The organism is Thalassotalea sp. G2M2-11 (genome assembly GCF_017168195.1).
Taxonomy (GTDB): domain Bacteria; phylum Pseudomonadota; class Gammaproteobacteria; order Enterobacterales; family Alteromonadaceae; genus Thalassotalea_E.
The window spans coordinates 1-15,391 of sequence record NZ_JADNYL010000007.1; the positions used below are offsets into that span (position 1 = coordinate 1).

21 protein-coding genes and 1 pseudogene are annotated in these 15,391 nt (G+C 37.6%); 19 read left to right on the forward strand and 3 right to left on the reverse strand.

The features are described from left to right. The first annotated feature begins 141 nt into the window (after positions 1–141). The 15 genes from IV514_RS17065 to IV514_RS17135 all read left to right on the forward strand — a co-directional run bounded on the left by IV514_RS17065 (position 142) and on the right by IV514_RS17135 (position 10,756). Positions 142–909 carry a hypothetical protein gene (locus tag IV514_RS17065; RefSeq protein ID WP_206486532.1) on the forward strand — a complete coding sequence of 256 codons (768 nt, stop codon included), beginning with the start codon at positions 142–144 and terminating at the stop codon, positions 907–909. A gap of 111 nt (positions 910–1,020) precedes the next feature. Next, on the forward strand, positions 1,021–1,350 hold the full coding sequence (locus tag IV514_RS17070) for a GNAT family N-acetyltransferase (RefSeq protein ID WP_206486533.1): 330 nt from the start codon (positions 1,021–1,023) through the stop codon (positions 1,348–1,350). A gap of 187 nt (positions 1,351–1,537) precedes the next feature. Next, complete coding sequence (locus IV514_RS17075; RefSeq protein ID WP_206486534.1) at positions 1,538–2,407, forward strand: PhzF family phenazine biosynthesis protein; 870 nt, start codon at positions 1,538–1,540, stop codon at positions 2,405–2,407. Positions 2,408–2,540: 133 nt separating this feature from the next. Continuing rightward, the gene (locus IV514_RS17080; RefSeq protein WP_206486535.1) at positions 2,541–3,203 is read left to right on the forward strand and encodes a hypothetical protein; all 663 of its coding nucleotides are present in this window, start codon (positions 2,541–2,543) and stop codon (positions 3,201–3,203) included. A 62-nt stretch (positions 3,204–3,265) separates the two neighbouring features. Beyond that, on the forward strand, positions 3,266–3,688 hold the full coding sequence (locus IV514_RS17085; RefSeq protein WP_206486536.1) for a hypothetical protein: 423 nt from the start codon (positions 3,266–3,268) through the stop codon (positions 3,686–3,688). A gap of 114 nt (positions 3,689–3,802) precedes the next feature. Then, a complete protein-coding gene (locus IV514_RS17090; protein WP_206486537.1) occupies positions 3,803–4,306 on the forward strand; it encodes a hypothetical protein in 504 nt (167 codons plus the stop codon). 113 nt (positions 4,307–4,419) lie between these two features. Further along, complete coding sequence (locus IV514_RS17095) at positions 4,420–4,797, forward strand: hypothetical protein (protein WP_206486538.1); 378 nt, start codon at positions 4,420–4,422, stop codon at positions 4,795–4,797. A 575-nt stretch (positions 4,798–5,372) separates the two neighbouring features. Next, entirely contained in the window at positions 5,373–5,963 is a 591-nt protein-coding gene (locus tag IV514_RS17100) for a hypothetical protein (RefSeq protein WP_206486539.1), read from the forward strand. A gap of 640 nt (positions 5,964–6,603) precedes the next feature. Then, positions 6,604–6,978: a hypothetical protein gene (locus tag IV514_RS17105; protein ID WP_206486540.1), complete on the forward strand. Its 375-nt coding sequence runs from the start codon at positions 6,604–6,606 to the stop codon at positions 6,976–6,978. A gap of 119 nt (positions 6,979–7,097) precedes the next feature. Continuing rightward, entirely contained in the window at positions 7,098–7,307 is a 210-nt protein-coding gene (locus tag IV514_RS17110) for a hypothetical protein (RefSeq protein WP_206486541.1), read from the forward strand. Positions 7,308–7,482: 175 nt separating this feature from the next. Then, positions 7,483–7,653, forward strand: a complete 171-nt coding sequence (locus tag IV514_RS17115) for a hypothetical protein (protein WP_206486542.1) — start codon at positions 7,483–7,485, stop codon at positions 7,651–7,653. 109 nt (positions 7,654–7,762) lie between these two features. Continuing rightward, positions 7,763–8,278 (forward strand): lipocalin family protein, encoded by a 516-nt coding sequence (locus IV514_RS17120; RefSeq protein ID WP_206486543.1) that lies wholly within the window; start codon positions 7,763–7,765, stop codon positions 8,276–8,278. Between the two features lie 306 nt (positions 8,279–8,584). Then, the gene (locus IV514_RS17125) at positions 8,585–8,794 is read left to right on the forward strand and encodes a cold-shock protein (protein WP_206486544.1); all 210 of its coding nucleotides are present in this window, start codon (positions 8,585–8,587) and stop codon (positions 8,792–8,794) included. 214 nt (positions 8,795–9,008) lie between these two features. Then, positions 9,009–10,343 (forward strand): Na+/H+ antiporter NhaA, encoded by a 1,335-nt coding sequence (gene nhaA, locus IV514_RS17130; protein ID WP_206486545.1) that lies wholly within the window; start codon positions 9,009–9,011, stop codon positions 10,341–10,343. A gap of 188 nt (positions 10,344–10,531) precedes the next feature. Further along, complete coding sequence (locus IV514_RS17135; protein WP_206486546.1) at positions 10,532–10,756, forward strand: hypothetical protein; 225 nt, start codon at positions 10,532–10,534, stop codon at positions 10,754–10,756. Positions 10,757–10,805: 49 nt separating this feature from the next. Here the strand turns inward: IV514_RS17135 and IV514_RS17575 are convergent. After that, positions 10,806–10,922, reverse strand: a pseudogene (locus tag IV514_RS17575) (IS110 family transposase); the annotation flags it as partial. Positions 10,923–11,050: 128 nt separating this feature from the next. Between IV514_RS17575 and IV514_RS17140 the strand changes: the two are divergent. The 4 genes from IV514_RS17140 (at position 11,051) to IV514_RS17155 (ending at position 14,120) form a co-directional block, all read left to right on the forward strand. Then, complete coding sequence (locus IV514_RS17140; protein WP_206486547.1) at positions 11,051–11,437, forward strand: hypothetical protein; 387 nt, start codon at positions 11,051–11,053, stop codon at positions 11,435–11,437. A gap of 70 nt (positions 11,438–11,507) precedes the next feature. After that, positions 11,508–11,912: an ABZJ_00895 family protein gene (locus IV514_RS17145; protein ID WP_206486548.1), complete on the forward strand. Its 405-nt coding sequence runs from the start codon at positions 11,508–11,510 to the stop codon at positions 11,910–11,912. A gap of 113 nt (positions 11,913–12,025) precedes the next feature. Further along, positions 12,026–12,694: a site-2 protease family protein gene (locus IV514_RS17150; protein ID WP_206486549.1), complete on the forward strand. Its 669-nt coding sequence runs from the start codon at positions 12,026–12,028 to the stop codon at positions 12,692–12,694. Positions 12,695–12,815: 121 nt separating this feature from the next. Further along, positions 12,816–14,120: an amidohydrolase family protein gene (locus tag IV514_RS17155; protein ID WP_206486550.1), complete on the forward strand. Its 1,305-nt coding sequence runs from the start codon at positions 12,816–12,818 to the stop codon at positions 14,118–14,120. 57 nt (positions 14,121–14,177) lie between these two features. On the opposite strand, the gene tsaA is transcribed toward IV514_RS17155, so the two are convergent. Both tsaA and rcsF read right to left on the reverse strand, forming a co-directional pair. Further along, positions 14,178–14,897 (reverse strand): tRNA (N6-threonylcarbamoyladenosine(37)-N6)-methyltransferase TrmO, encoded by a 720-nt coding sequence (gene tsaA, locus IV514_RS17160; protein ID WP_206486551.1) that lies wholly within the window; start codon positions 14,895–14,897, stop codon positions 14,178–14,180. A gap of 2 nt (positions 14,898–14,899) precedes the next feature. Further along, a complete protein-coding gene (gene rcsF / locus IV514_RS17165; protein ID WP_206486552.1) occupies positions 14,900–15,280 on the reverse strand; it encodes an Rcs stress response system protein RcsF in 381 nt (126 codons plus the stop codon). Positions 15,281–15,391 lie beyond the last annotated feature (111 nt).

A 15,391-nucleotide genomic window follows, 5' to 3' on the forward strand; every position in this document is an offset into this window, starting at 1 on the left:
TCAATTAAATAACGGACACGTAACAGTTGGCTCGGTTCCGCTTCGCTTCACATTTTAGCCAACTATTACTTAGCCGTTTATTGCGGCGTTAGCTGCACAATTTAACTTGCAGATGAATTTAAACAAAAACAAGGAAGTGTAATGAAAAATATGACCATAAATATCCTAATCGCAATAGTCTGTTTTACATCAGGATATGCCTTATATCCCACTATTAATGATACTGAATTCGAGCCAACACTAACAAATGATGTTAAAAGCGAGAATAGTACTACAAAAGATATCGCTGTTGTAAGTGTCCCCAATGTATCTCAAAAATCAAATATTAATTCAGGTAATTCAACACTCGCTGAATTACCGGCAAGTACCAAAGAAAAAAATGTAGAACTTGATATAGCTAATGAAAATGAACAGTTTGATACCGTAGTAGAAGACAAAATAACAGATGAAACTGTTATTGTTGTTCAAAAAGAATTAGAAGAATGGTCTATCGTGCACAAAGATCATATTAATGAATTGGTTACTGCACATATGTCGAGTGAAAATGCTGAACATATGAAGTTACAGATTTCAAAAGATAATGAGTTCTTAACTCAGCCTCCAATTAAGCAAGATCCTATTGAGGATGATAATTGGGCATATAATATGGAGCAACAATTAAAATTACTGATTTCTCAACATGAGTTAAGCGATAAGTTTCAATTGTTAAACCTTTCTTGCAAACAGTTAATGTGTGATATTTTTGGCGTAGAAAAAGAATCGAATATTTGGTTCAAGTTATATGTAAGCTTGCTTCAAAATGCTCCAAAAGTTGAATTCCCAGACGGTAATAATGATCCTAAATCTGTTATATATATGGAAAATGATGTAGCAGTTGTTTATTCACAGATCAGGTTCAAAAGCAGCTAACAAGCCATTACAGTAACGGGACTGCTAACCGCTTGCTCGGTTCCGCTTCGCTGCACAATTTTAGCAAGCTATTATCAGCCCCTGAATGGGGCGTTAGGCATTTATTCAAGTATGACGATAATTTCTAGTTTTTCTTCTGATCAAATGAAGCAAGTCCATCAATTGTATAAAGAAGTCTGGTGGGGTAAAGAGCGTTCACTCGAAGATACAATAAATTGCGTTCAAGGATCTCAAATTTGTATTGGTATTCTTGATGACAATGATCACTTAATTGGCTTTACTCGAGTTATTAGCGATTTTATATATAAAGCAATTATATTTGATGTCATTGTTAGTAAGGCTCATCGTGGTAATGGCTTGGGTCAAAAGCTTATGAATTTGGTTAAAGGTCATAAGGAACTACGAAAAGTTAAACACTTTGAATTATATTTGCTTACCTGAGATGGAAGCGTTTTATTCAAGTTTTGGTTTTTCAACTGAAGTAGGTGGTATTAAGCTTATGCGGTGTACCAATGCCTAACAAGGTATTAAACGTCGGACACGTAACGCTTGCTCGGTTCAACTTCGTTTCATATTCTAGCAAGCATTACTTAGCCGTTTAATACGGCGTTATACGGAGAAATTGAGATTGAAGAACGTTGAAGCTATTTTAGTTAATTCCTTTACAGCGAATGGAACGGGTGGAAACCCTGCGGGTGTTGTACTTGACGCCGATTATTTGTCGAACGAAGAAAAATTACAAATAGCACAAGTTGTTGGTTATTCGGAAACTGCATTTGTATCTCAGGATAATGAAGCTGATTTTGAGGTGTCCTTTTTTACCGTGACAGGTGAAGTTGATTTTTGTGGACACGCTACATTAGCTGCATTTTCAACAATGTATCAAGACGGAATTATAAGTGAAGGTAAATACGTTCAAAGGACTAAAGCAGGTTTACTTGTCGTAACCATAGAGACAAACGGTCTTGTAGTCATGGATCAGAAGCTACCAGAATACCGTACACAGTTCAGTTATGAGCTTATATCGGAGTTAGTCGGGCTAGACTCAAAAGTCCTTGAGTCGACACGGTTGCCGATTGAGGTTGTTTCAACAGGTTTACCCGATATTATTGTCCCAGTCCCATATGGGTATCTCGATAAAATTCAAGTGAATGAAAATCTAACCATTAATTTTTGTAAAAGGCATGAAGTAATTGGTATTCATGCTTTTGAGTTATGTGAAAAAACAAGCATGGTTACAGCAAGCTGTCGTAACTTCGCTCCACTGTTTGGTATTTCCGAGGAATCAGCGACGGGGAGTGCGAGTGGTGCATTAGCGTGTTACCTAACTAAACACCTTCCTAACACACATTCGAATAGTTTTGTTTTCGAACAAGGTCGGGCAATGAAGTGTATTTCAAAAATTACCGCGTCTGTAGATTCAAACGAGCAAGGTATTATTAAGGTTAGAGTTGGTGGTTTCGCTCATAAAATTGGACGGCGGAAAATATCCGTATAACAAACTGTTTAAGAGTGATTCGCAACGCTTGGCGTTTTTACTATGCGTTGGTTTAAGTGATTAAGGTGGTATGCGGCGGCCTCTGTATTGTGTTGCTCACACCTTAACAGGGCGTTATACCTAAAGGGAACTTATGCAGATAATCTATGATTTAGTTAAACAATCCCCAGAGTTTTACACTTGGGTGTTTACTATCATTAGCACGCTCTGTTTAGTCTTTGCATATTTCAATAAACAATCGCACGGTCGAGAACTAAAGAAACTTGAGCAAAACCTTCGTTATGATGCAGATAGAAGGCTCAAAATATTTGATCTTAAAGCCAACGAATATAGCCGATATGTGACGCACCTTGACGAATTTGGAAAGAAAAATAATTCAGAAATGCTTAATAAGCTTCAACCTATTGTTGATGAATATATGAAAAATTACCTTGCTGCAACTAGCGAAGGTGATAAAGAAAAAGAAATACAAGTGATAACTTGGTTTGGTTCTCAAATCTCACTCTTAACTCAAGACGGGATGAAAGAGGTAATGCAATTAAGACATGAATCTAATCGAATAAAGCTAATAGCTACAGCAGATATGCTTCACACATTAGAAAGCTTAGAATCATTAACAGACCAAGCAATGGAACATTCAAATAAATTCATGAATAATTTTGTGGTAGTAATATCTGACCAAAGGCAAGACTTAGTCGAAGAGTACCAAACTGGTGCTACAAAACTAGGAGAACAGATTAAATCCAAAACAAAATTGTTAATGGAACAAATGCGCAATGAGATTGGTGCAATTTAGGTATAACAAGTTGCTTAAACGGACAATGGTCTTGAAGCGTTATGTTTTTAAAGGAGTAATTTGTGAAATTTCTAGGAATAATTGTAATTATTTTGTTTTTGTCTGGTTGTAAATCAATACCTGCAACACACAACCCATCAGGTATACCAGCAAACGAATTGGCTAGTTTAACTACTAAGTCGGTTGGCTTTTTGGAGAACGAAGTTCAGGCCATGATAGTTGGTGTATATGACCTTGCAGGAAATCAACTCATTGGTTATACATCAGCATTTGAGCAAGATCGTTGGGAAAGTGTCTATTTAGAAGCTGGAACATATAACATTGTTGCAATTTGTATGATTGGGAACAGTTATGCACACCCTAGAGCCATTCAGGTTATTGAAGCGAATGCTAAATATGACTTTAAGTGTGTAACCGAATACACAAAAACTATTTTGGGAATGGATAAGGCTGACAAGGCATCGTTAAAAATAGAAAAAATATAACAAGGCGTTTAAAAAATCGGACACCGTAATGTTTGCTCGGTTCCGCTTCGCTTCACATTTTAGCAAGCATTACTAAGCCGTTTAACGCGGCGTTATATTTCAAATGGAGTTTGGATGAAAATCATCAAAATAATAATTACAACGATATTCCTTTTAGTTTCTTGTCTCTCATTGAGTAGTGATCTTGATATGGCTGGGATATGGATTGGAGAACATATCACTGCTACTGAACATCGAAAGATATATACCGTAAGGACCGAAGACGGATACTATTTCTCAAGACATGAATATTACCAAGATGGTGTTATGAAAAGGTGGATACATAATTACGGTGTATGGGGACAAACTGAAGAAAAACTCTGGACAGATTTTGTGGTGTACGCAAGTGCTACCAGTGTTAAAAGTTTACCTGATTGTAATCCTCCAAGGTTTAGTTATATCGTACAATCAATCTACCAGAATAAAGCTACTTATGTAGCTGAACGTGACGGCGTCGAGTACACGATGGAAAGAATAAATATGTTGCCGACTGAGTTTTTTACTGATAATAAAGTGCTCCATAAGTTTGTTTTAAACAAAATTGATACATATAAACAAGAATGTATCAAAGAAATATAACAAGCGCATAAAAGCAACGGGACTGATAACAGCTTGCTCGGTTCCACTTCGCTATACAGTTTAGCCAAGCATTATCAGCCCTAATAGGGGGGTATGATTACAAGGAGAATACAGTGAACACTTGGGTATTTGCAGCAGGAATAGTAGGTATATTCACTTCGCTTGTGCATATATTTGCGGGTCAAGTTGATCCCGTTAAACCGTTTCTAAAATCTGATCTTCCGGACATTCCTAAGGCAACACTATTAGGTTGCTGGCATATGGTTTCAGCAATCCTAGTTATTTCGGGTTTTTCTTTAGCGTATATTGGTTGGTTCGACTTAGGGTCATATCATAATATTGTTATTGGCATTTCAATCAGCTTTGTTATTTTCTCATTTGTCTTTATAGCTGTAGGCTGGTATTTCTTTAAGTTTCAAACATTCATAAAATTACCGCAATGGGTTTTATTATTACCTATTGGGGTTTTAAGTCTTGTTGGTGTAACGTAAACATATGCGTGGGGCGTTAGATGTTTAGTCAGAAATGGAGTTCTACATGAAATATGTAGTACTAGTTGTATGTATCATACTTTTAATTGGGTGTAATGCAATTATCGGAATTCCTTCCGATCATCAAGAACAGCCTTGGCGGTATATCTATTTTTTTTCAATGTTTTTAATATTACTCATGCCATTATTATCTATAAGCGTACTGATATTAAGTATATGGAAATCGTCTACCTTTCAGTTAAAGATAGAAAAATGCTTAAATTACTCAATAATAGTTATTGTATTATTATGGCTTCTGGTCGAGATGTCCCTTCCACCTAGAACTAATATTAGATTAGATTTATTTATTATTACTCCTGTTATGGCGTTACAGTTAATAATGGTAGTAATCGGTACAATTGTCGGGAGTAGAGCCGAAAAAACTTCTAATAATCAAATAAATCAGGACAAATAACATTTGGCTGTTTGCTCCTTCGTCGCTTATTCTAGCCAACAATTTTATTGCCTGATAATAGGGCTTTAGATTTTAAGAAAACTACAAAAAAGGAAGTTTGATGTTACATAAGTTTCACAGGATGTCCGCTCTACTGATTGGCTCTTTTATTTTATTCCACCTTATTAACCACCTATATATTCTGGGAGGCGTACAACAACATATAGAGTTTATGGATACTTTTCGTTTGGTCTACCGTAATGTCATTGCAGAGAGCATCTTATTATTATGTGTAATGTTTCAACTATGTAGTGGTCTTTATTTTGTATGGCAACGTAGAGGTCAACGCTCAGGAGTTCTCGAAAAGGCGCAAGCAATATCAGGTTTATACTTAGCATACTTCTTTATAAACCATGTTGGTGCTGTGTTATATGGTAGGTTTGGCGCAGAATTAGATACCAATATTTATTATGGCATTGCGGGGTTTTATTCTGAGCCATTTCAGTTCTACTTTATCCCTTATTATTTTTTTGCAGTTGTTGCTTTATTTGTCCACTTAGCCTCTGCATTCAATTGGCTTAGTCGTAACTTAATTCAACAACCGTTACGTACGAAGCTTGCTTACGTAATCATTCTTATCGGGGTTTTTATTTCTACAACCTTAATACTCGGCTTTTGCGGTGTTTTTAATGAAATATCAATTCCGCAAGAATATAGTGCTACTTATGAATAAGAACCTTATAAGTGCATCTAGCAAGGACTTGGTTAAACTGTCCCCTTTTTCGCGCTGCGCAACAAAAAAAGCCGCCGGTTCAACCAAGCCGATAATACAAGCGTTTTATTGCTTTCATATATTGGAGTTAAATGACTAACATTATCAGAATTGTTGCTATTTTTTTTGCGCTAGCATTTTCTTACCTATTGCTGTCATTTTCTACTGGAGTTGGTGAAAATATAAACTTTTTTCATCTAATGTTATTTCTTTTTTTCGGTATTTTATCTCAACTAGGATTGTTTCTTTCATCGTTTTCAATTAAAAACTGGATAATAAACATTTTAATCGCTGTAATTATGTTGCCGTTTTTTGCGTTGTTAGTGAAATCAACATTTTTAGATTCTAGTTTTCTAAATAGGCTAACAGGAGCACCGATACAAATTACTTCATCATTAGCGTATATTGTTGGCCTTATTGTATACATCTATAGTTACTATAGGTTGCTATGGTTACAAAATACAAGGCAATTATAAAGTCGGGCACGTAACGCTTGGCTTGTGCTACATCGTTGCTAATTTTAGCAAGCCTAAACAAGTCTCTTAGCAGGGTGCTAAGTTTCAAACCAAGTTAAGCGTATTAATTAAATAAGGATATTAACATGAAGCTATTATCAAAAATTTTATTACTAATCTGCCTAGTCTCATCAGCTAGCTTTGCAGGTGAACAAAAGGCAAAGTTTGACGTTGAGTTATTAAAAAATGGTGAAAAAATATCTACCACAACATTGATAGGTGCGTTTGAGCAATCGAATACTCTAGAGGTAGATGGAAAGTTTAAAGTAACAATGGAAGCAGGCAAACTTGAAGGAACTAAATCTTTGGTGTCAGCACAAGTATATTTCTTTGATGGCAATAAAATGGTTAAAGAATATAGCTCATCAATGGTTGCAGATTTAAGCTTAACTCCATCGTTCCAAATAGATTCTAAAAAGTCGCCTTTTCGAATTGAAATTAAGCCTAGATCAGTGAAATAGCAACTTACTCACAGGACACATAATGCTTGGCTGCATCGCTGCTTATTTTAGCCAATTATTATCAGCCCCTTATTGGGGCGCAAGGTTAATATTTTAATAATTACATTAAGGAGAATATTATGAAAAAGGAAATAATGGTTTTAGTTTGGTTTTGCGGATTGTCGCTCATTTTTGCTTTTATTGGAGGTTTAATGGCTGGGCTCTCTGCTAGCACAGTGCTTGAAAGTAAAAATGTAGTTTTCTTCTCAATTGTACTAGCATTTGTTGTTTCAGTTTTAGGTGTTTATAAGCAATTACTTCCATTTACAAAACAATCATCTAAAGTTTAATTCGCCTAATAAGCAACTCAGCAGGACAAATAGAGCTAGGTGTTTGTCACTACATCCTAAATTATAGTCAGGCATAATTTGCCTGCTAATATGGGTGTTATGTTTTTCTCAAATTTGGTGTATATAAACAACGGCTGAGTAATTGTGATACACAAATATAAATAAGGATATCTAAGTGTTTGGTAAAATTTTTGTTTTTATTATTGGAGTATTCAGTTTAGTAATGGGCTTAATTGAGGGGGATTATCTTTGGGCTTTTGCTGGCTTTATGATGGTGCTTTCAGGTGTCCATTTAATATATAAGTTAAAAACAGGTAAAAATATCTGGGATAAGGTAAATACATAACAAGCCATTGCAGTGCAGGATTTTTAACCGTTGGTATTCCTCACAGCGTTCGTTATTTTAGCCAACAGTAAAAAGCCTCTGAATGGGGTAGGTCTTTTACGGAGAAGCCATGAGAAAATTACTTCTGTCTATAGTTTCACTAACACTAGTTGGTTGTTTGGGCATGCCACAAACAGTACAACCAGTAAAAGATTTTAAGCTTGATAATTATTTAGGTCAGTGGTACGAAATAGCCCGCTTAGATCACTCATTTGAACGAGGCTTGAGTCAGGTCACTGCCGAGTATACATTGCGTAAAGATGGCGGAGTTTCGGTGCTAAATCGTGGATACTATGCTGCGACCAAAGAATGGAAAGAGGCGGAAGGTAAAGCGTATTTCGTTAACAGCCCTGACGAAGGGTATTTGAAAGTGTCATTTTTTGGTCCATTTTATGGCTCATATGTTGTCTTTGAATTAGAAAAAGAAAACTATGAGTATGCTTTTGTCTCTGGTCCTAATAACGACTATCTTTGGTTGTTATCGCGTTCACCTAGGGTAAGTGCAGATATTATTGAAAGATTTGAACAACTAGCTAAGCAGAAGGGATTTGATATCGAGCAATTAATATACGTGGAACAAGAATAAACCTGACAATAATTTAAATCGGGGCAGCAAACAGTTTGATTGGTCTCGCTTTGCTACACATTTAAGCAAACTATTATCAGTCCTTAAATTGGCCTTATGTTTCATCGGCCTGAGAAATCATTTGACTTTAACCCGCGCGGTCTATATTGTGTGCACAGCTTGAAAGTAACTCTTTTTTTATTACCTCCATTTCGTCGCGTTCATTGTAGTTCTTCGTCCTGTAGCTTCTAAATTTCAATTTATATTTCCCGCTTATTCGTGCCTCACGAAGGCATTCTTATACTTTTTATATACAGGATATTTATCATGTCTAATGCAACTACTGGTACCGTAAAATGGTTCAACGAATCTAAAGGTTTTGGTTTTATTGAACAAAAATCTGGCCCAGACGTTTTTGCCCACTTCAGTGCAATTGTTAACGCTGGTTTCAAAACATTAGCTGAAGGTCAATTGGTTGAGTTCAATGTAACTCAAGGCCAAAAAGGCCCTCAGGCTGAGAATATCGTAGCTATCTAATAGCGCGCCAACTCTTAAAAAAGGCAAGCTGTAATGGCTTGCCTTTTTTGTGTCTAAAATATAGTAAACCTCTATAATCAATAAAGACACATAACAAACTATTACAGTACGGGGCTTTTAACCGTTAGCTTTTCTAACTAGGTTCGTCATTTTAGCCAACTGTATAAAAGCCTCTAAATGGGGCGTTAACGCTTGGCAATCGGAACACCTCTTTATGAGCACAGATAAACAAGCAAACTCACAATCCACTCGATTACCAAAGGAATTTGTTGATCGACTGACGAACCCCTTTGTTCGCTTCTTGAATATTGAGTCAGCTAGTGGCGCAATTCTTCTATTGTTTACGCTTTTCGCACTCGTTCTATCCAACTCACCATGGGCTGATTTGTACGAACATGTTTGGGAGACACAGGCCGGTTTTTATCTTGGCTCTATCGAGTTTACCCGTTCGTTACGCGAGTGGATCAATGATGGCCTTATGACGCTATTTTTCTTTCTTGTCGCATTAGAGCTCAAACGGGAGCTGGTACTTGGAGAATTGAACAAACCTCGCATGGCCGCACTATCTATAGCAGCCGCCCTCGGCGGTATGATCGTCCCTGCTGCTATCTATCTGGCAGTGCAAACAGGGCAAGCCGGTCAGTCTGGATGGGGGACAGTCATGGCAACTGACACGGCGTTTGTTATTGGTTGCTTGGCGCTGCTTGGCACCCGCATTCCTCAATGCTTACGGGTATTTATGCTGTCATTGGCAATTGTTGACGATATTGGTGCCATACTTGTCGTCGCTATCGGCTATAGTAGCGATATTGTCTGGTGGCCGTTGGTGGTGGCCACACTTGGTCTAGTGATCACACGCGCTATGGCTATGTTTGGCTTTCGCGGCTTTCCACTCTACATATTAGTGGGGGTGCTCATCTGGCTCGCCGTTGATGCGTCCGGGATCCACGCCACCATCACAGGCGTCATACTCGGTTTGATGACGCCTGCGCGTCGATGGGTCAGTGACGAACGGTTGTACTCGATATTGGATCAGGTTATTGCACATCCAGCCGGCAACGAAAGCAGTAGTGATACGAAAGATCGGCAAACATTACAGATGGCCGAAATTGCCGCGCGTGAATCGCTGTCTCCAGTGGAACGTCTGGAGATTATGCTGCATCCTTGGGTAGGGTTTGTCATTATGCCTCTGTTTGCATTTGCTAACGCTGGTTTACCGCTGAGTTTAAGCAACCTTGGCAGCTCAGTTACCGTGGCGATATTCTTAGGCTTCGTGCTGGGTAAACCAATAGGCGTTATGTTGTTCAGTTGGCTAGCTGTGCGTTTACATATCGCAATTCTCCCTCCTGAACTTAATTGGAGGTTGCTTGCAGGTGGCAGTTTTCTAGCTGGTATTGGTTTCACCATGGCGCTGTTTATTGCGAATATGGCTTTCGGCGATAGCTTGATTGAAAGCGCAAAGCTGGGAATCTTCTTGGCATCCGTTTTCTCTGCCGTGGCAGGACTTGTGCTATTGGTGTGGCTGCCTACACGAGTAAAAATTGCTTGAGTGTGAAATCATGAAAGTGCCAGTATGACCCACTTTCGTATTATCATTGGTGCTAATAAGGCGTTTAAAAAGAACGTATTTAAGCATCGTGGCTTTTAACTAAAACGTTAGCAATATCTGAAAATATGAGTGCATTTTAAAATTTTTAGGTTAACATTGGTGTGGATTAACATTAATTAAGGAAAATTATGAATAACGATATAAAAGGGATGTGCTTGTTTCTAGGCTTAATTGGTTTAGGTTATGTTGCTCTATTAATACTTGTAGCGTTACTTACTAGCGTTAAAGTAATTAAAAGTATTATGTTTATTTCTATTTTTTCAACATTCTTAATTAGTTTGGGTTTAACTCCACAAGTTAAAAACCGTCTATACAACTACCTCAAGACATTAGCTGTAAAACAGTTTGCATAAAGTCTTGTTCACAAGGCATTCAACCGGACAATAATCGGTAAATCCATTAGCCATATGTACCGGCTTTATATACAAAATGCAGTGTCGAGGGTAGGCATTTGAATTGGTATTGCCGAGCGAGTTTGATTATTGCTGCTTTGGTAGTTTTTATTTTCCTATGGTGAATGGGGCTTACGTCAAATTGCTTAGTTATTTAACAAACTAATTATGGCTCTGGCTTTGCTAACCCATGAAAATGGAAGCTAGCACCTCGTGGGGAGTCATTATGCCTATAAACCTATAGAGGATTGTGGTTTGGTTAAAGTTTCGAGCACCAAAATCTTATTGTTTGGCTATGCGTGCTTAGGTTTTATATTTTTATACTTAAGCATCTTAAATGGAGTTAAAGACCTCGGTGGTAATCGTAGCTTAGCTTCTTTATATGTTTTAATATTCTCTTTAATAATGTTTTTTGGCTTGTTTAAACTTCCGGAGTATTTCACCATTATTAGCGCTTTAAACTTTTTAGGAGGGTTGATGTTGGTTGGTTATATAAATATTAAATGTCTACCGGACCTCAGTGCTTTCCTACTATCAGTTTTTTGTTTGGGTTTAGTAGGGTTTGTAATATCAATAAAGGCTAATAGAGTAGCAAAGGCTTATAATAAACGATTGAATAACGGACAAAATTCAGTTGGCTGATTTCGCTCCGCTTACATTTTAGCCAACGAAATTTTGCTCATTAACAGGGCGGTAGCCATCAGGATAATCAATGAACTTGCGTAAAGTTTTTATATTTTTTTCTATTTATTACATTTTAGCTTCAATAATCATAGGTGCAGCCCTAATTTATTTTGATATTGGAGGAGTTAAAGCATTAGATGTCTTTATTTTATATTTTGTTATACGCTCCATAGGTGAGTCATTTGCTAAAAGTAATGGTCGTTGCTATTCAGCTTCGGAACAAACTAAAGTTATCTGGGGAATTATTTTAATTATGACTTTTATTCAAAGTCTTTTTGTCTTAAAAGCATTTATAGAACTTGATCAATCATTTAGTTTTATTGTCTTTATTCCTACCGTAATTATTACTTCAACTATGTATGCGATCGCCATTTATTTATTTGTAATTATTAATAAGAAAAGCTTAATTAAGCGTGGCATTGTTGCTGGCTAACAAGCCATTGTAGTGCAGAATTTTTAACCGTTGGTTTTCCACATTAGGTTTGTTATTTTAGCCAACAAATTCTCGCTTGTTATTTAGGCGTTTGATGAATACGGAATGTTCAGATGTTCTTTAATAAAAGAAGGGTAATAATTGCAGCGGCAATACCTATTATATTTATATTTTCCGTTCTTATTCATGAATACGGGCATGTTCTCGGTGCAAAATTTGTAGGCGTTAATAATTTAAATATTTATGTCTGGCCAGGTTATGAATTATCTCCTAATTTTGGGCGACCGTATGATGGCGAATGGCCTAATAATGCTATAGGATTTGGAATTTTTTCACCCGAAATTAACCAGAATATCTCTTTAAATACCGACTTTCTTTCTGGGCTATCATCTATACCGTCATTAAATATACAACCACTTAAACCTAGGTATCAATCGATAACTAAAACACAACATGGTGTAATAGCATTAATGGGGAGTGGCTTAAACCTCATTGTTTCTATTATGTCTATTTTATTTCTTTATCAATTCAGGCCTAAGGGGATTTGGTATTTTTTGGCCGCAAGTGGTTCTTTTCTGTTTTATGACATTTTATTTTATACCGTATTTCCTTTATTTCTAAATTTACCACATTTGATCTTTTGGGGCGGCAGCAAGGCTGAGCCTATAATGGGGTTATCAAGCTTGGGAGTTGATCAAAATATATCGGTTACGGTAATAGTTGCCTTATCTATTTTACAATTTTTCTTTTTGTCTAAATTACTATTTGTTCATACTAAGTGAATATATAACATCAATTCACTGATGATGTGGCGAAACATATTACCTGATAATGATTTATTTTCTTAATACAAAGATCCTTGCTATGGTGTTTATCAAATAATGCGCATAAAGGATTAAACACATGATCAAGCTTAACTTTTCAAAACAGTCAATAGCATTGGTACTGGCATCAATTACATCACTATCAGCAATGGCTGAAACTCAAATCATTCATGCGGGTGAGTTATTAGCTGTTCCGGGGAAGGCGCCGTTGAAAAAACAGTCTATCGTAATCAATGACGGTAAGATCACGGCGGTAAAATCAGGTTTTGTCTCAGCAGCTGGTTTTGCAAGTGATACAGAAATTATCGATTTATCCAATAGTTTTGTTATGCCGGGCTTAATGGATATGCATGTTCATCTTCAAGGCGAGCTTGGTCCAAACAATGATAAAGATAAATTACGGCTTTCTGATGCTGATCTTTTAGTTAAAAGTGCGTTTTTTGCTAAAAAAACGCTAATGGCTGGCTTTACAACCGTTAGGGATCTAGGCAGTAGTGCCGAGCAAAGTTTTGCTTTGCGTGATGGCATTGAAAAAGGTTATCTAATTGGACCTCGTGTTGTCGCAGCAGGAAGCAGTGTCGCGGTGACTGGTGGTCATGGTGATGTTGATGGTATGAGCCCTGATCTGATGGATCTTTATACACCAAAAACAATTTGTGACGGACCTTATGATTGTCGTCGAGCGACACGACGTGCCATTAAATTTGGTGCTGATGTAATAAAAATAACCTCTACTGGCGGAGTACTTTCTGATACAAATACTGGTACGGGCCAACAAATGGCAGATGATGAATTACGGGAAGTGGTGACATCGGCTCATGCCTTAGGCCGAAAAGTCGCCAGTCATGCCCATGCTGCAGCAGGCATAAATGCTGCACTAAAAGCAGGGGTCGACAGTATTGAGCATGGTAGCTACGCTAACGAAGAAAGTATTAAACTCTTTAAGAAAAATGGCGCATATCTAGTGCCAACCTTGATGGCAGGTGATACCGTTGTTGGTTTAGCAAAAACTACCGAATTTCTGTCACCGGCTATTCGCGCAAAAGCGATTCGAGTTGGTGGCGATATGCTAGAAAACTTTCAACGTGCTCATCAAGCCGGCGTTAAAATCGCTTATGGCACTGATAGTGGCGTGTCAAAGCATGGCAATAATGGCAAAGAAGCTCTGCTTATGTATAAAGCGGGGATGAGCCCGCAAGCTATCTTAAAATCTGCCACAATTAATGCGGCAGATCTGATCGGCAAATCGTCACAATTAGGGACGATCGAAACAGGCAAAATAGCCGATATTATTGCTATGAGTAACAGCCCTATAAAGGATATTAAGGCATTAATGGCTGTTGATTTTGTGATGAAATCTGGCCATGTCGTTAAAGCCAAATAAAATAGTTAGTATTAGCTAAAAAGCGCTGATCTTATTATCAGCGCTTTTTTATTACTATTAGCCAGTAATTTCAAGTACTTCAATAGTATTGAGTTTGGGGACATGCCAAGTAATATTTTTGCCATATAAGCTCATGCCATACACCTTAGTATCGGTTTTACCTTGTTTGTAGGCTGGTCGAGGGTCTTGGGCAAGCACTTGCTCAATAAGCAAGGTTAGCTCAGGTAATTGCTGATGTAGCTGTTGTAAGCAATGTACGGCTTTCGGCGTAAATATTACTTGAGTCTGTTTGTCAGGTGCACTATTTGCAAAACCTGCGTGCGCATCTGTAATGTTATCTGAATAGGGAATATAAGGCTTTATATCAACAATTGGGGTGTTGTTTAATAAATCGATACCACAAACGTGCAGCTCTGTTTGAGTCGTATTGGTGACGATTTTGTCTAATAATACTGCAGACATACCAATAGAGTTGGGCCGAAACGTTGAGCGAGTCGCTAATACGCCTAGTTTTTTATTACCACCTAAACGAGGCGGCCGAACCAACGGCTTCCAACCTTGTTCGGCAGTACCATGAAAAATAAACAATAACCAGATGTGACTAAATTCTGATAAACCCCTTACCATGTCTGGATGATTGGCTTGCCCAGTTAACCTGATAATGCCTTTTGCCGCAGAGACTAAGCCAGGCTGTCTAGGTATGGCAAACTTTTCATCGTACGGTGAAGATACAGTTCCAATAGGAGTGATGTTAATCGTTGTTTCAAGCGGGTTCATGATTATTGTGCAACTATATAAGCTTTACCGTAACAAACGCGAGTGGTAATACATTTTTTGTCGGTTTGTGCCGTTTGCAAAAGCGCACATCCTGAAAATACAATGGCGTTCGCCCCTAGTTGATAGGCATTACGCCTTGCATGGGTCCGGGCATCTATTTCATTGGCGCTGTCATGACTGGCTTTACTTTGACAAGACTCTCCCTCAACGGCTGCTAAGTAACGAGCATTTAGCGTTTGTATTTGTTTTTCTTGGTAAATTTTAACTTTAGTTGCTGAAAAGTATTCACTAAAATTTTGCTTATCTAAATTGGTCGAAATGGAATAGTGTTGCGCACAGCCAGAAAGGAGCAATGTGCTCATTAGCATTAATAGGTGCTTCATAAGGTTTCCATGCAATGATTATGGCGTAATGCGTATTTTATGTTGAGGGTATTCTAAAGTGAAGTAATGTATACAAGCAACAGCGCTTGTTAATGAATGGGTGGCATAACA

What these genes read in the sequence shown, in the direction of transcription:
- IV514_RS17105 (WP_206486540.1), top strand. Translation starts at nt 6,604, where the DNA reads ATGAAGCTATTATCAAAAATTTTATTACTAATCTGCCTAGTCTCATCA.
- IV514_RS17080 (WP_206486535.1), top strand. Translation starts at nt 2,541, where the DNA reads ATGCAGATAATCTATGATTTAGTTAAACAATCCCCAGAGTTTTACACT.
- IV514_RS17155 (WP_206486550.1), top strand. Translation starts at nt 12,816, where the DNA reads ATGATCAAGCTTAACTTTTCAAAACAGTCAATAGCATTGGTACTGGCA.
- IV514_RS17070 (WP_206486533.1), top strand. Translation starts at nt 1,021, where the DNA reads ATGACGATAATTTCTAGTTTTTCTTCTGATCAAATGAAGCAAGTCCAT.
- IV514_RS17090 (WP_206486537.1), top strand. Translation starts at nt 3,803, where the DNA reads ATGAAAATCATCAAAATAATAATTACAACGATATTCCTTTTAGTTTCT.
- IV514_RS17100 (WP_206486539.1), top strand. Translation starts at nt 5,373, where the DNA reads ATGTCCGCTCTACTGATTGGCTCTTTTATTTTATTCCACCTTATTAAC.
- IV514_RS17150 (WP_206486549.1), top strand. Translation starts at nt 12,026, where the DNA reads ATGTTCTTTAATAAAAGAAGGGTAATAATTGCAGCGGCAATACCTATT.
- rcsF (WP_206486552.1), bottom strand. Translation starts at nt 15,280, where the DNA reads ATGAAGCACCTATTAATGCTAATGAGCACATTGCTCCTTTCTGGCTGT.
- IV514_RS17135 (WP_206486546.1), top strand. Translation starts at nt 10,532, where the DNA reads ATGAATAACGATATAAAAGGGATGTGCTTGTTTCTAGGCTTAATTGGT.
- IV514_RS17065 (WP_206486532.1), top strand. Translation starts at nt 142, where the DNA reads ATGAAAAATATGACCATAAATATCCTAATCGCAATAGTCTGTTTTACA.
- IV514_RS17125 (WP_206486544.1), top strand. Translation starts at nt 8,585, where the DNA reads ATGTCTAATGCAACTACTGGTACCGTAAAATGGTTCAACGAATCTAAA.
- IV514_RS17145 (WP_206486548.1), top strand. Translation starts at nt 11,508, where the DNA reads ATGAACTTGCGTAAAGTTTTTATATTTTTTTCTATTTATTACATTTTA.
- nhaA (WP_206486545.1), top strand. Translation starts at nt 9,009, where the DNA reads ATGAGCACAGATAAACAAGCAAACTCACAATCCACTCGATTACCAAAG.
- IV514_RS17110 (WP_206486541.1), top strand. Translation starts at nt 7,098, where the DNA reads ATGAAAAAGGAAATAATGGTTTTAGTTTGGTTTTGCGGATTGTCGCTC.
- tsaA (WP_206486551.1), bottom strand. Translation starts at nt 14,897, where the DNA reads ATGAACCCGCTTGAAACAACGATTAACATCACTCCTATTGGAACTGTA.
- IV514_RS17120 (WP_206486543.1), top strand. Translation starts at nt 7,763, where the DNA reads ATGAGAAAATTACTTCTGTCTATAGTTTCACTAACACTAGTTGGTTGT.